Source organism: Pseudoxanthomonas sp., from assembly GCF_036845285.1.
In the GTDB taxonomy this organism is placed as follows: domain Bacteria; phylum Pseudomonadota; class Gammaproteobacteria; order Xanthomonadales; family Xanthomonadaceae; genus Pseudoxanthomonas_A.
Genome location: NZ_DAIUEE010000003.1, coordinates 22,898 through 36,064 on the forward strand (window position 1 = coordinate 22,898; position 13,167 = coordinate 36,064).

The following is a 13,167-nucleotide window of genomic DNA, read 5'->3' on the forward strand; positions in this document are numbered from 1 at the left end:
CTCTTCTTCAGCCTCGGGAAAAGCTCGCGACTTACGTCGCTCCCACGACAGCCGGAATCAGGGCGCGCTCTTTCGCACCTCGAACATGACCGGCAACGTACGGCCATCGGCCAGCTTCAGCGTGATCACCGGCTTCTCCCCTTCGACCAGCGGCTGGTAAGGGCCATGCAGCATCAAATGCAATCCGCCCGGCTTCAACTCGGCGGCCTTGCCTGGCGCAATCGGTAGCGCGGCGATTTCGCGCATGCGGCTGACACCGTTCTCCTCTCGCGTTTCATGCAACGACACATCCTCGAACGCGAGGCTTTCCGCGCCGACGATGCTCACCGGCGCCTTGCATGGATTCTCGATGCGGACAAAGCCGGCCATCATCGGCATGGCGACCGGTGGCAGCCGCACCCACGCCGCCCTGGCGACCGGCAGGCATTCGGCGGCACGGACCGCGCCCACGGACGACAGCAGCAGGACGGACAGGCAGAGCGTTTCGATGCGACGGTTCATGCGCCTATGATACCGGCCTGACTTCACGGAGCGGATGAATGACGGGCCTCATCGAAACCACCGACCACGGCGACATCCGCGAGATCCGGCTGGCGCGCGCGCCGGTCAATGCGCTCAACACCGACCTGTGCCGCGCCCTGATCGACGCACTCAACGCGGCGCTGGACCAGGGCGTGCGCGGCATCGTGCTGGCGGGCAACCCGAAGATCTTCTCGGCCGGCATGGACGTCCCCTACCTGCTGTCGCTCGGCGACAACCGCAACGCGCTGCTTGATGCGTGGCAGGCCTTCTTCGGCGCCGCGCGCACGCTTGCCGAATCGCGCGTGCCGGTCGTGGCCGCAATCACCGGCCACGCGCCTGCGGGCGGCTGCGTGCTGGCGCTGTGCTGCGATTATCGCGTGATGGCGCGCAGCGCGGACCCCGCGCGACCGTTCGCGCTTGGCCTCAACGAAACCCAGGTCGGGCTGGTGGTGCCTGAAGGCATCCAGCGCCTGATGCGTCGCGTGGTCGGCACCTATCGCGCCGAACGCCTGCTGGTGGCGGGCGAAATGGTACCGGCCGAACGCGCCCTCGAGATCGGACTGGTCGACGAGCTTGTCGACCAGGACGCAGTCATCGTGCGCTCCGTCGCCTGGCTGCAGCACCTGCTGCGGCTGCCCCACCATCCGATGCTGCAGACGCGCACGCTCGCCAGGCGCGACCTGATCGAGGCACTGGATCCGTCGCTGATCCAGCTCGAACGCTTCGTCGATGCCTGGCACGCGCCCGATACGCAGGAGGCGTTGCGGGCGCTGGTGGAGAAACTGAAAAAGTAGGCTCGCGCTTCGTCAGTCGCCGCGCGCGACCGGATGCGACGGATCGCCGATCCATTCGCTCCACGAGCCGGGATAGACGCGCGCGCCGTGCAGGCCAGCGTGTTCGAAGGCGAGCAGCAGATGGCACGCCGTCACGCCGGAACCGCACATCAATACGGTGTCCGCGGGAGAGCGGTTTCCCAGAAGAGCGGACAGCTCGGCGCGCAGTTCATCGACCTGCTTGAAGCGAGCGTCACGCAGGTTCTGCGTGAACGGACGATTGAGTGCGCCGGGAACATGACCGGCGACCGGATCGATGGGTTCGACATCGCCGCGGAAGCGCTCGGCGGCACGCGCATCGATGAGCCAGCCGCTATCCGCGCCCAGCCGCGCAAGGATCCCCGGTGCATCGACCCGCTGGCCGACATCGAACTGCGACGGATACGGCGGGACAGGTGCCGGCGTGGAAACCCCAGCGGTTTCTTGCCCACCCGCCGCGCGCCACGCGGCCAGCCCACCATCGAGCACCGCCACGCGCGCATGCCCCAGCAGCCTCAACAGCCACCACAGGCGAGCGGCCGCCATGCTGCCGTCGCCCGCGTCGTAGACCACCACCTGGTGCGACGGCCCGATACCCCACTCGCCCAGCTTGTGGGCGAAGGCAGCGCTGTCCGGCAACGGATGCCGACCTTCGCCGACCTTCGACAGGTCCGAGAGATCGAGATTGAGATCGGCGTACACCGCGCCCGGCAGATGCGATTCGGCGTAGGCCTGGCGGCCCGCATCCGGCGCGGCATTGAGCATCACGAAGCGCGCATCCACCACGCGCAGTGCCGGATCGGGCAACGCCGCAGACAAGGCAGGTGCATCGACGAGGGTCGTCCAGTTCATCCGAGTTGCTCCAGCCGTTGCCGCAGATTGAACAGGATCGCCGCGGTCGCGCCCCAGATGCGTTGACCTGGCCACGCGTACTCCATGACCACGCGCCGGCGGCCGCGATAGTCGACTTCGACACGGCGCAGGTTGTCGGGCGACATCAGGTAGTCGAGCGGGACTTCGAATACGTCGGCCACTTCGTTCGGCTCCGGCACCGGCACGAAGGCCGGATCGATCAGCGCGACAACGGGCACCACGCGGAATCCGCTGATCGTGGTGAAGGGATCGAGGAAGCCCAGTGGCGTCACCTGCGAAGGCGGCAACGCGATCTCTTCACGGCTCTCGCGCAGTGCCGCCGCCACCACATCGGTGTCGGTGGGCTCGATGCGACCTCCGGGGAAGCTCACCTGTCCGCCGTGGTGCCGCAGGCCATCGGTGCGGCGCGTCAGCAGCACCTGCGTGCCTTCCTCCCGCGGCACCAGTCCGGCGAGTACCGCCGCCTCGGCCAGCGGACCGGGGGGCAGCAGGTCGATGAGATCGTCGTGGTTCCAGCCGGCCGCACGCGGCACGGCCGCCAACGGATGCAGCGCGCGCCGCAGTTCTCCACCTTCGCGCAATCGCTGCTCCAGCGGCGCGCGCGCGCGTTCGCGCGCAGGCAGCACGTGCTCCATCACACGCAGGCGTTCGTCATCACTCATCTGCGACCAGCGCGCGATCTCGGAGGTGGTACGGAGGCAGCCCTCGCACAGCCCGTCGTCGTCCAGCGTGCAGACGCCGATGCACGGGCTGAGCACGGCACGGAATGCGGTATTCATGTCATCAGGCACCTGCAGAGGGTAGCGCGGAAGGTCGCCCTACGCCGAAAAGCACTGCGCCGGCACTAGGCCGGCGCAGAGGGAACGTCATGGCGAGTCGCTGGCCCCTGCTTTCGCGGGGATGACGCAAGAACCGAGTCGCTGGATCCCCGCCTGCGCGGGGATGACGCAATGACAAAGGCGTCCGCGCGATGCGCGGACGCGTCATTGCGTCACTTGACGCTGACCAGCTTGATCTCGAAGACGACAGCCACGTTTGGCGGGAAGCCCGTACGCGGATCGGCACCGTAGGCCTTGTCCGGCGGCAGCGCCACTTCCCACTTGGCGCCGGCCGGCATCTGCAGCAGCGCTTCACGCATGGCGGGCATTTCGACGGCACTGACCTTCAGGTCCTTCATCGACTGCGCCGGACGGGCTTCCGCCGGGCGCTGGCCGAACGGATAAGGACCCGACACCAGCAATTCGACCGTGCTGGCCTGGGTGGGCTTCGCACCGGTGCCGTTCTCCAGCACCTTGTAGGCAACGCCGCTGGGCAGGGTCTTCACGCCGGCCTGGCCCTTGAACGTACCGATGAACTGGTCGCTCTTGGTCTTGTTTTCCGCAGCGACCTTGTCGTACTCGGCCTTGGCCTGCTGGGCGCGCGTCTGCTCGCGCTTCTGGAAGGCTTCCAGCGCCGGCTTCAGCTGGTCGGCCGTCAGCGCAGGCTGCTTCTTGCCATACGCATCCTGCAGGCCCTTGACCACGGAATTGATGTCCAGCTGCTCGCCACGTGCGGTCAGCTCGGCAAGGTTGTTGCCGTAGTCGTAACCGAAGTAATAGCTCAGCTTGCCTTTCTCGGACGAAACGTCCTGGGCCAGGGCGCTACCGGCCATGGCGAATGCCGCAACAGCGACCGCAATCGAACGCAACTTCATCAACACACTCTCCGAAGATAGGGCGACGGCGGCATACCGCCTGGAATGGACGCGCTAGGATAGCCGCCGTGGCGCTTAACCGCTACTGACGACAGGCTGCTCTGACCGGGGCGCGTCGGCAGAGTTCCAATTTCACCTAAAATTTACAAATTCCAGCGAAAAACCCATGTCCGAACCCCTTGTGCTCGTCTCCGATGACGCCGGCGTCCGCCGCCTCACGGTCAACCGCCCCGACAAACTGAACGCCCTCAACGCGGCGACGCTGGATGCGTTGCAGGGGGCGTTCGACGACGCGTCGTCCGACGCGGCCGTGCGGGTCGTGGTGTTGACCGGTGCCGGCCCGAAGGCCTTCGTGGCCGGTGCCGACATCGCCGAAATGGCGGACCTGCGTGCGACCGAGGGTCGCGACTTCTCGCTGCGCGGGCAGACACTGATGCGCACCATCGAAACGATGCCCAAGCCGGTCATCGCGATGGTCAATGGCTTCGCGCTGGGCGGCGGCCTGGAACTCGCCATGGGCTGCCACCTGCGCATCGCGGCGGACACCGCCAAGCTGGGCCAGCCGGAAATCAACCTGGGACTGATCCCCGGCTTCGGCGGCAGCCAGCGCCTGCTGCGGCTGGCGGGCCGTTCCGCCACGCTGGAGCTGTGCCTGCTGGGCGCACCGGTTACCGCCGAGCGCGCCCTCCACCTGGGCATCGTCACGCGCGTGGTGCCGGCCGCGGAACTGGAAACGGAAACCCTGAAGGTCGCCACCCAACTGGCCGCGTCGGCGCCGCTTGCCCTGCGTGCGACGCTCGACGTGATCAATATCGGCGGCGAATGCGGCATCGAGGAAGGGCTGCAGTACGAAAGCGCGCAGTTCGGCCTGATGTTCGCGACCGACGACATGCGCGAAGGCACACGCGCGTTCGTCGAGCGCCGCAAACCCGCGTTCACGGGCCGCTGAGGCCCGCGTTCCGCATGCCCGCGATGCCCTGCCCCTGCTGCGACCAGGCGCGCGCGCTGCATGACCAACTCGTGGCCGGCGATGTCGACGGTGCGATCGATGCCGGGCTGATGGCGTTCCAGCCTTGCGCGTGCGCCGACGACCGCGTCGCGGTGGTGGTGCGGGCACAGGAGCGCCTGCGCACGGCATGGGCAGCGCGGGAACGCTATCGGCAACGCGAGGCCCGCATGGTCCGTCGCGCGGCTGAGCGCGATGCCCGCCGGGTGAAGGCCGTCGAGGGCACCGGTACCGTCCAGGCCTCCCGCCCCGTTCTGCCTGCCGGCGCGGCCGCCATCCTGGCCCGCGCGAAAGCCAAGGCTGCTGAGAGGATGAAGCCATGACGCGCGCGCCTCGGCGCAGCGCCACGCTGACCCGCGCCGAAGTCGTGGAGCTGTTTTCCCGGCTGCGCGAACTCAATCCGAAGCCGACCACCGAACTGGACTACAGCACCCCGTTCGAACTGCTGGTGGCGGTGACGCTGTCCGCGCAGGCGACCGACGTCGGCGTCAACAAGGCCACGCGGCGGCTGTTCCCCGTGGCGAATACCCCCGCCGCGATCCTGGCGCTGGGCGAGGAAGGGCTGAAGAAGTACATCTCGACCATCGGCCTGTTCAACGCAAAGGCGAAGAACGTCATCGCCACGTGCCGCATCCTGATCGACGAACACGGCGGTGAAGTGCCGCGCTCGCGCGATGCTCTGGAAGCGCTGCCCGGCGTGGGCCGCAAGACCGCCAACGTGGTGTTGAACACGGCGTTCGGCGAACCCACCATCGCGGTGGACACGCACATCTTCCGCGTCGCCAACCGCACCGGGCTGGCACCCGGCAAGGACGTGCGCACGGTGGAGGACAGGCTGGTGAAGGTGGTGCCGCCGGAGTTCATGCAGGATGCGCACCATTGGCTCATCCTTCACGGACGCTACGTATGCAAGGCACGCAAGCCTGATTGTCCCCAGTGCGTGATCCGCGATATCTGCCGGTTCAAGGAAAAGACCGCCGCCTGACGCGGCCTCAGTGAAGAGGACGCACACACGCCGCTGCGGGCCGGCTCATCCTGCACGGACGCTACGTATGCAAGGCACGCAAGCCTGATTGCCCCCAGTGCGTGATCCGCGATCTCTGCCGGTTCAAGGAAAAGACGACCGCCTGACCCGACGGTCCTTGGCTCCCACACCGCAGCCCTGCCCGTGCGCGCGACCCGCGACCCGCGACCCGCTCGGTTCCAACCACCCGCACTCCCTCTTCCACGGAGCCGTCCGCGATCACGCCGCGCGCCCATGGCGTTGCATCCGCACGCCATGCGTGCCGGACCGGACGCAATGCCGGCCAGGACGTCCACCTCCATCGATGGATGGACCGACCGCCGCTGCTGTCCGGAATGTGATCCGACGTCCGTTCATCCTGTTGAAAGCAGGCGTAGCACGGGGCGTACGCCTGCCTGGACCTTTCAACCACCACCTTGGGCCGCCGCACATGGCGCGCCCGGAGAGCGCACGACGCCATGCCAACGCCTCGACCGCCAGCACGCCCGTATCCATGGACGGTCCGCACCGCGCCAACCCCCGACGGCGTCTGACGGATGTGCGGAATCGCAGGCTTCGCCGGTGCAGTGCAGGGCGTTCCCGACGATCGCCTGGCGTTGCAGCGCATGATCGGCACGCTGCATCACCGCGGGCCGGACGGCAGCGGCACGCATGTGGCGCCGGGGGTGGGGCTGGCGCACGCGAGACTGGCCATCATCGATCTGGCGACCGGCCAGCAGCCGTTGCATGACGGCCACGAAACCGTCTGGACCGTGTTCAACGGCGAGATCTTCAATTACGTCGAATTGCGCGACGAACTGGAGCAGCAGGGCTACCACTTCCGCACCCGCTCCGACACCGAAGTCATCGTCCATCTCTACCACCGCGACGGCGACCGCTTCGTGGAACGGCTCAACGGACAGTTCGCGATCGCGCTGTGGGACACGCAGCGGCGGCGGCTGCTGCTGGCGCGCGACCGCGCCGGCATCCGGCCGCTCTACCACGCCACCCTGCGCGGGCGCGTGTGGTTCGCGTCCGAGGTCAAGGCGTTGCTGGCGGTGCTGCCGGAATGCGCGACGATCAATCCGGACGGCCTGGCGCAGGCCTTCACCTTCTGGGGTCCCTGCGATCCGGACACGCTGTTCACCGGCATCGACAGCCTGCCGCCCGGCCACTTGATGGCGGTCGAGGCGGACGGCACGCGCACCCTCACCCAGTACTGGGACTGGACGTTCCCGCGCGTCGGCGACGCGCCGGCCTTCACCTCCTTCGACGACGCCGTGCACGAGCTGCGCGACCTGCTCGACGATGCCGTGCGCCTGCAGCTGCGCGCGGACGTGCCGGTCGGTGCCTACCTCAGCGGCGGACTGGATTCCTCCGGCATCGTCGCGCTCGCCAAACAGGCCGGGATCGCGGCCGTGCGCACGTTCTCGGTGACGTTCGAAGACGCCGAATTCGACGAACGCGAGCAGCAGCAGGCGATGGTCCGCCATCTCGGCACCGACCACACCACGCTGCACTGCACGCGCCGCGACATCGCCGATGCCTTCCCTGCCCTGATCCGGCACACCGAAGCGCCCGTGCTGCGCACCGCGCCGGTGCCGCTGATGCTGTTGTCCGCCCGCGTGCGGCAGTCCGGCTACAAGGTGGTGCTGACCGGCGAAGGCGCCGACGAAGTGTTCGGCGGCTACGATCTGTTCAAGGAAGCGAAGGTGCGCCGCTTCTGGGCGCGCAATCCCGATTCGCAGTGGCGCCACGCGCTGCTGGGCCGCCTGTACGGCTACCTGAAGCACTCGCCGGTCGGCACGCCCGGGTTTGCCCGCACGTTCTTCGGCCAGGGCATGGAGCACCTGCCGCGACCGGTGTTCGCGCACGTGCCGCGCTGGACGACCTCGCGCCGTGCGCTCGGCTTCCTGACACCGGAGCTGCAGGCACGTACCGCCGCGTTCGATCCGTTCGCGTTCTACGAACGGCGGCTGCCACCGGCGATCCACGAATGGTCGCCGCTGGCGCGCGACCAGTACGTGGAAGCGAAGTCGTTGATGGCCGCCTATCTGCTTTCCTCGCAAGGCGACCGCGTCGCGATGGCCAACTCCATCGAGGGCCGCTTCCCGTTCCTCGACCACCGCCTGATCGAGTTCGCCAACCGCCTGCCGCCGCAATGGAAACTGCGCGGCCTGACCGAGAAGCACATCTTGCGCAAGGCGCTGGCGCCCCTGCTGCCCGCCGAGATCGCCCACCGCACGAAGCAGCCCTACCGGGCGCCGGATGCGAGCAGCTTCTTCAGCGACGGCCGTCCTGCCGACTATGTCGAAGAGCTGCTGTCGTCCGAACGCATCCGCGACGCCGGCTGCTTCGACGCCGGCAAGGTCCGCCTGCTGTTCGACAAGTGCCGCAGCGGCCGCGCCGTCGGCTTCGCCGACAACCAGGCCTTCGTCGGCATCCTGTCGACGATGCTGCTGCACGACGGCTTCATCCGCGATCGCATGTCGCGGACCACCACATTGCCTGCCACCGGAACGGAATGACCATGACCGAAACCGCCATCCGCGAGAAGATCCGCGGCCACATCCTCAACAACCTGATGTTCACCAACGACCAGGCCCGGCTCGCCGACGATGCCTCGCTGCTGGATCTCGGCGTGATCGATTCCACCGGCGTGCTCGAACTGGTGCTGGTCATTGAGGAGAACTTCGCCATGCAGGTGAAGGACTCGGCGATGGTGCCGGAGAATTTCGATTCGGTGGACAGGATCGTGTCGTTCGTCATGCGCTCGAAGGCGGCATGACCGCGACGGCCGAGCAACGGCTGCACACGCTCCGGGCGCACTGGCAGGCCGCGCACGACAAGCCCGAGGAAACGCCGGACAACACCTTGCGGGCGTTGTGGTCCGCCGCTGCGGGGAGGCCGCTGTCGGCCGTCGCCGCCACCCACATCGCGCTTCCCGAACTGGACGCCGACGCGATGCGGCGGCTCGATGCGTTGCTGGAGCAGCGCCTGGCGGGCGTGCCGCTGGCGCACCTGACCGGACGCCAGCATTTCCTGGGCCTGGACCTGCTGGCAGGCCCCGAAGCGCTGATACCGCGCCGCGAAACCGAACTGCTGGGGCGCGCGGCGATCGAACTCGCGCGTGCCGCCGCCTCGCACGACCGGCCCGTGGTCGCGGTCGATGTCTGCACCGGCTCCGGCAACCTGGCGCTGGCGCTGGCGCACCACGTCGACGGCCTGCGCGTGTTCGGCGCCGACCTCAGCGAAGACGCGGTGGCGCTGGCGCGCCGCAATGCGGCGTTGCTCGGCCTGGCCGACCGCGTCGAATTCCGCGCGGGCGACCTGCTCGCACCGTTCGATGACGACACTTTCCACGGCATGGTCGACCTGCTGCTCTGCAACCCTCCCTACATCAGCAGCGGGAAGGTGGAGGCCATGCCCGGCGAAATCTCCGCGCACGAACCCCGGCTGGCCTTCGATGGCGGCCCGCTCGGCGTGTCGCTGCTGGCGCGGCTGATGCAGGACGGCAGCCGCTTCGTCCGCCCCGGTGGCTGGCTCGCGTTCGAAGTCGGGCTGGGCCAGGGAAATGCGATGGCGCGGCGCCTGCGCAACGATGGCGCATGGGACGACGTGCGCGAACTGATGGATGAAGGCGGAGCCGTGCGCGCGTTGCTGGCGCGACGCGCGGACCGCGCAATGGGAGACAACGGGTGAGCGGATTCGGCTGGGATGTACTGGACATCGACTACGAACAGGAAGCCGAGCGCATCTGCGCGCGCCTGCGCGAGACCGTGGCGCAGTCGCTGCGCAGGCGGGGGCTGGTGGTCGCCATATCCGGCGGCATCGACAGTTCGGTGTGCGCCGCGCTGGCCGTGCGCGCGCTGGGCAGCGAGCGGGTGCACTGCCTGATCCTGCCGGAGCGCGACTCCGACCCGGACAGCGCCGCGCGCGCCGATCTGCTGGCCGAAACACTGGGCGTGGGCGTGGAGACCTTCGACATCGCGCCGGCGCTGGAGGCGATCGGCGCCTATGCCGCGCGCGATGCCGCCGTGCGTACCGTGCTGCCCGAGTACAACGACACGTGGAAGATGAAGCTGGCCATCGCCGGCGGCAGCGAGGGCGCGATCAACCGCTTCCGCCTGGTCGCGCAATCGCCCGACGGCACGATGCACGAGCGCGAACTCCGCCTGCACGAGTACCTGACCATCGTGGCCGCCACCAGCTACAAGCAGCGGCTGCGCAAGACCATCGAGTATTTCCACGCCGACCGCCTGCACTACGCGGTACTCGGCACGCCGAACCGGCTGGAATACGACCAGGGCTTCTTCGTCAAGAACGGCGACGGCTCGGCCGACATCAAGCCGATCGCGCACCTCTATAAATCGCAGGTCTACGGCATGGCCCGCCACCTCGGTTTGCCGGAGCGGCTGTGCAACGCGCAGCCGACCACCGACACCTACAGCCTGGAACAGGGCCAGGACGAGTTCTACTTCGCCCTGCCCTACCGCGCGATGGACCTGGCGCTCTGGGGCCTGGAGCACGACGTACCGGCCGCGCAACTCGCGCACGTGCTGGAAACGACGGTGGAACAGGCCGACGCGGTCTACGCCGACATCGTCAGGAAGCGCCGCAGCACCGCGCCGCTGCACCTGCGCCCGGTGCTGCTGGGGTCAGTCTCCGTTGGCGACACCGCGGGTGAACGCACCGCATGAACGTGCAGGTCGCCGACGACAGCCCGTATGCGATCACGGCCGCGGATTTCGTGCGCGATCGGGACGCCGTGGTCGACGTATGGCGGGCCAGTCTGCACGACGGCCAGGCGCGCACGCTGAAACTGGACTGGTTCTACCGGAGCGCGCCGCATGCGGCGCTGCTGCAGGTGCTGGTGCACCGACCCAGCGATGCCATCGTCGGTACGGCAGGCGTCGGCTGGCGGCGGATGCGGCTGGACGGCAATGCATTGCGGGGCGGACTGCTTGCCGACATGGCGGTCATGGCCGGCCATCGCATGCTGGGACCTGCGTTGCTGCTGCAGCGCACGGCCTGCGAGACCGCCCTTCGGGAAGGCGACCTGGTCTACGGCTTCCCCAATCCCAACGCAGTGCCCGTGGTGAAGCGGCTGGGGTATGTCCATGTCGGCGACATGACCACCTACGTGCGTGCCGTGCGCCATGCGTCCTATCTGGCGCGGCGGTTGCCCGCTGCCGTCGCCGGCGTACTGGGCGGTGGCATCGACCGCCTTGTGCGGCTGCGCGACCGTCTCCACCGGTCGAGCGGGCGCCGCCTGCATGCCGAATGGCGCGACACGCCGCATGACACGGTGCACGCGCGCGCATGGTCCACGCCGGGCACGCTGGAAGGCGTGCATGACCGCGAGGCGCTGGAATGGCGATTCGCGCGCTGCCCGCTGGCGAGCTTCCGCTTCCTCTACCTCCGGCGCGAGGGCGACACGCAGCCCTGCGCATGGTTCGTCTGCCAGCAGGACGCCGACACCTTGCGCGTGGTCGACTTCAAGACCGACCCCGCAGGCGACGCTTCGCGCAGCCTGGCCGTGCTCGCGGACATCGCCTACCGGCTGGGCTGCCGCTCGGTCTCGCTGGAGGGCTGCCTGCTCGACGGCGAGAAGGCCTTGCTGCGCAGGCACGGGTTCTTCGCGCGGCAGGGACGGCCGGTATACGCGCGCTGGAAACAGCCTGCTGCGGCGCCGCGTGCGGCGTTCCGGCTGATGCCGTTCGACGAAGACGAATAGTCGCCCGGGCCTGCAACGCGGAAGGGACATGCCGATGGCATGTCCCTTCGCGCACCGCGCCCGCCATGCGGGCCGACCGATGGCTTACCAGCTGAACTGCGTGCGCAGCGCGTACTGGGCGGTCTCGTCGCCGGTGACTTCGTTGTCGCCCTGCGTGTAGTTGAACATGAAGCGCAGGTTCGGATTGACGTAGTAGTTCAGACCGAGGATCCAGCTGGTGACTTCGCGGTTCAGCGTTTCGTTCTCGACGTAGTCGTAGCGGCCGGTCAGTTCCCACAGGCCCTTGTCGGCGACCTTCGGCGAACCGAACACGCCGGTGGCGCCCTTGTACGGCTTGTGGCCGCCGTTGAGCATGAAGCTGCCCTGCACGTAGTAGCTGGTCACGTCCTCGTCGCGGCCCAGCGGCTTGCCGAAGGTGGCGTCGGCGTACTCGGCCTGGAAGAAGGCCGGACCGAACGAGCCGGCGGCTTCCACGGCATACACGTTGATCTCGTTGCGGCTGGCGCCGGTGACCGTGGCGATCACCTGCGACGGACCGCGGCGACCGGCGTAGTTCGAAGTCGAGGTCAGGTCGGCCGATCCCTGGTTGGCATTCTCGTAGCTGTACCAGGCGCCCAGGTGCAGCGTGCTGTTGTCGGTGTTGATCGGCGCCCAGGTGAAGCGGCCGGCCGAGCCGACGCCCTCGTTGCGGGTGGCGGCGGCGCCGCGCAGGTTGAACACGCTGACACCGGCGGTGTAGTTCTCGCCGGCGCGCAGGTAGCCCACGCCCTGCTGGAACTGGCGGCTGGAGAACAGGCCGGTGGCCGACACGAACGGACGTTCCATGGTCAACAGTTCGTTGGAACTGGTCAGCTCTTCCATCGCGCGGTAGGGCTTGAAGTGGCCGATGGTGAACTTGCCGCCCAGCGCGCTCTTGGCGATGTAGGCGTCACGCAGGCCGTCGAGGTTGCTGCCGGCGCCGAAGTCCTGCTCCATCTTGTAGTCCCAGCCATAGGCCTTGCCGGACAGGGTCAGGCGGGCGCGGCGGAATTCGGTGCCGCCGGTGGTGCTGCCCGGATTCAGATCGCGGTCGAAGGCGTAGGTATCGAAGTGGATGCGTCCACCCAGCGAGGCTTCGAACTTGCCGTCGGCCGAGGTGATCTTCATGCCGCCCTTGGTGTCGACCTTCGGCGATCCGGTGTTGAGCTTGTCCAGCTGCGAAGCGGTGTCCAGGTTGACATCGGACTGCGCGTCGGTGCGCTCTTCCAGCTCGGCCACCTTGGCCGACAACGCTTCCAGCTGCGCCTTCAGTTCGGCGATCGTCTGATCGCGGGAGTCGGCGGCGGACGCCGAGAAGCTGGTGCTGCCCATGGCGACGGCGAGCGCGGCGGCCAGGAGGGAATAACGCATGGTGACTCTCCGAGTGGAATGGAAGTGAAGGCGCAGGCTTCGTGGGCGCCTTGCTTCGCTTCCGAGATCACCTTCGGAAATCATTAAGCGCCCGTCAAAGATGCGCTAAAGGATGCGAGTGGAATCTTGCAG

General features: G+C 68.0%; 14 protein-coding genes and 1 pseudogene. 10 read left to right on the forward strand and 5 right to left on the reverse strand.

What is annotated here, in order from left to right; translation table 11 throughout:
- Positions 1-57: 57 nt before the first annotated feature.
- Positions 58-501: a copper chaperone PCu(A)C gene (locus tag V7060_RS04765; protein WP_334178113.1), complete on the reverse strand. Its 444-nt coding sequence runs from the start codon at positions 499-501 to the stop codon at positions 58-60.
- Between the two features lie 38 nt (positions 502-539).
- Between V7060_RS04765 and V7060_RS04770 the strand changes: the two genes are divergently transcribed.
- Entirely contained in the window at positions 540-1,316 is a 777-nt protein-coding gene (locus tag V7060_RS04770) for an enoyl-CoA hydratase/isomerase family protein (RefSeq protein ID WP_334178114.1), read from the forward strand.
- Between the two features lie 12 nt (positions 1,317-1,328).
- Here V7060_RS04770 and V7060_RS04775 read toward each other — a convergent pair whose 3' ends face one another.
- The 3 genes from V7060_RS04775 to V7060_RS04785 form a co-directional block, all read right to left on the reverse strand.
- On the reverse strand, positions 1,329-2,186 hold the full coding sequence (locus tag V7060_RS04775; RefSeq protein ID WP_334178115.1) for a sulfurtransferase: 858 nt from the start codon (positions 2,184-2,186) through the stop codon (positions 1,329-1,331).
- Positions 2,183-2,986, reverse strand: coding sequence for a CoA pyrophosphatase (locus V7060_RS04780; protein WP_334178116.1), 804 nt, complete (start codon positions 2,984-2,986; stop codon positions 2,183-2,185). Before V7060_RS04780 ends, V7060_RS04775 begins: the two co-directional genes overlap by 4 nt.
- A 212-nt stretch (positions 2,987-3,198) precedes the next feature.
- Entirely contained in the window at positions 3,199-3,900 is a 702-nt protein-coding gene (locus V7060_RS04785; RefSeq protein ID WP_334178117.1) for an FKBP-type peptidyl-prolyl cis-trans isomerase N-terminal domain-containing protein, read from the reverse strand.
- Between the two features lie 166 nt (positions 3,901-4,066).
- Here V7060_RS04785 and V7060_RS04790 point away from each other — a divergent pair, with 166 nt between their 5' ends.
- The 9 genes and pseudogenes from V7060_RS04790 (at position 4,067) to V7060_RS04830 (ending at position 11,646) form a co-directional block, all read left to right on the forward strand.
- Positions 4,067-4,849 (forward strand): enoyl-CoA hydratase-related protein, encoded by a 783-nt coding sequence (locus V7060_RS04790; protein ID WP_334178118.1) that lies wholly within the window; start codon positions 4,067-4,069, stop codon positions 4,847-4,849.
- A 14-nt stretch (positions 4,850-4,863) separates the two neighbouring features.
- Entirely contained in the window at positions 4,864-5,229 is a 366-nt protein-coding gene (locus V7060_RS04795; protein WP_334178119.1) for a hypothetical protein, read from the forward strand.
- Positions 5,226-5,891 (forward strand): endonuclease III, encoded by a 666-nt coding sequence (gene nth / locus V7060_RS04800; RefSeq protein WP_334178120.1) that lies wholly within the window; start codon positions 5,226-5,228, stop codon positions 5,889-5,891. The genes V7060_RS04795 and nth overlap by 4 nt, the downstream gene beginning before the upstream one ends.
- A 44-nt stretch (positions 5,892-5,935) precedes the next feature.
- Positions 5,936-6,037: pseudogene (locus V7060_RS04805) on the forward strand (endonuclease III); the annotation flags it as partial.
- Positions 6,038-6,466: 429 nt separating this feature from the next.
- Positions 6,467-8,437, forward strand: coding sequence for an asparagine synthase (glutamine-hydrolyzing) (asnB, locus tag V7060_RS04810; protein WP_334178121.1), 1,971 nt, complete (start codon positions 6,467-6,469; stop codon positions 8,435-8,437).
- A 2-nt stretch (positions 8,438-8,439) separates the two neighbouring features.
- Entirely contained in the window at positions 8,440-8,697 is a 258-nt protein-coding gene (locus V7060_RS04815; RefSeq protein WP_334178122.1) for an acyl carrier protein, read from the forward strand.
- Positions 8,694-9,611, forward strand: coding sequence for a HemK/PrmC family methyltransferase (locus V7060_RS04820; protein ID WP_334178123.1), 918 nt, complete (start codon positions 8,694-8,696; stop codon positions 9,609-9,611). Before V7060_RS04815 ends, V7060_RS04820 begins: the two co-directional genes overlap by 4 nt.
- Positions 9,608-10,609 carry an NAD(+) synthase gene (gene nadE, locus V7060_RS04825; RefSeq protein WP_334178124.1) on the forward strand — a complete coding sequence of 334 codons (1,002 nt, stop codon included), beginning with the start codon at positions 9,608-9,610 and terminating at the stop codon, positions 10,607-10,609. The genes V7060_RS04820 and nadE overlap by 4 nt, the downstream gene beginning before the upstream one ends.
- Positions 10,606-11,646, forward strand: coding sequence for a hypothetical protein (locus V7060_RS04830; RefSeq protein WP_334178125.1), 1,041 nt, complete (start codon positions 10,606-10,608; stop codon positions 11,644-11,646). The genes nadE and V7060_RS04830 overlap by 4 nt, the downstream gene beginning before the upstream one ends.
- Positions 11,647-11,730: 84 nt before the next feature.
- Here the strand turns inward: V7060_RS04830 and V7060_RS04835 are convergent, their stop codons facing one another.
- Positions 11,731-13,035 (reverse strand): porin, encoded by a 1,305-nt coding sequence (locus tag V7060_RS04835; protein WP_334178126.1) that lies wholly within the window; start codon positions 13,033-13,035, stop codon positions 11,731-11,733.
- Positions 13,036-13,167 lie beyond the last annotated feature (132 nt).

What these genes read in the sequence shown, in the direction of transcription:
- V7060_RS04765 (WP_334178113.1), bottom strand. Translation starts at nt 501, where the DNA reads ATGAACCGTCGCATCGAAACGCTCTGCCTGTCCGTCCTGCTGCTGTCG.
- nth (WP_334178120.1), top strand. Translation starts at nt 5,226, where the DNA reads ATGACGCGCGCGCCTCGGCGCAGCGCCACGCTGACCCGCGCCGAAGTC.
- V7060_RS04775 (WP_334178115.1), bottom strand. Translation starts at nt 2,186, where the DNA reads ATGAACTGGACGACCCTCGTCGATGCACCTGCCTTGTCTGCGGCGTTG.
- V7060_RS04795 (WP_334178119.1), top strand. Translation starts at nt 4,864, where the DNA reads ATGCCCGCGATGCCCTGCCCCTGCTGCGACCAGGCGCGCGCGCTGCAT.
- V7060_RS04770 (WP_334178114.1), top strand. Translation starts at nt 540, where the DNA reads ATGACGGGCCTCATCGAAACCACCGACCACGGCGACATCCGCGAGATC.
- V7060_RS04815 (WP_334178122.1), top strand. Translation starts at nt 8,440, where the DNA reads ATGACCGAAACCGCCATCCGCGAGAAGATCCGCGGCCACATCCTCAAC.
- V7060_RS04835 (WP_334178126.1), bottom strand. Translation starts at nt 13,035, where the DNA reads ATGCGTTATTCCCTCCTGGCCGCCGCGCTCGCCGTCGCCATGGGCAGC.
- V7060_RS04820 (WP_334178123.1), top strand. Translation starts at nt 8,694, where the DNA reads ATGACCGCGACGGCCGAGCAACGGCTGCACACGCTCCGGGCGCACTGG.
- V7060_RS04790 (WP_334178118.1), top strand. Translation starts at nt 4,067, where the DNA reads ATGTCCGAACCCCTTGTGCTCGTCTCCGATGACGCCGGCGTCCGCCGC.
- V7060_RS04785 (WP_334178117.1), bottom strand. Translation starts at nt 3,900, where the DNA reads ATGAAGTTGCGTTCGATTGCGGTCGCTGTTGCGGCATTCGCCATGGCC.
- asnB (WP_334178121.1), top strand. Translation starts at nt 6,467, where the DNA reads ATGTGCGGAATCGCAGGCTTCGCCGGTGCAGTGCAGGGCGTTCCCGAC.
- V7060_RS04830 (WP_334178125.1), top strand. Translation starts at nt 10,606, where the DNA reads ATGAACGTGCAGGTCGCCGACGACAGCCCGTATGCGATCACGGCCGCG.
- V7060_RS04780 (WP_334178116.1), bottom strand. Translation starts at nt 2,986, where the DNA reads ATGAATACCGCATTCCGTGCCGTGCTCAGCCCGTGCATCGGCGTCTGC.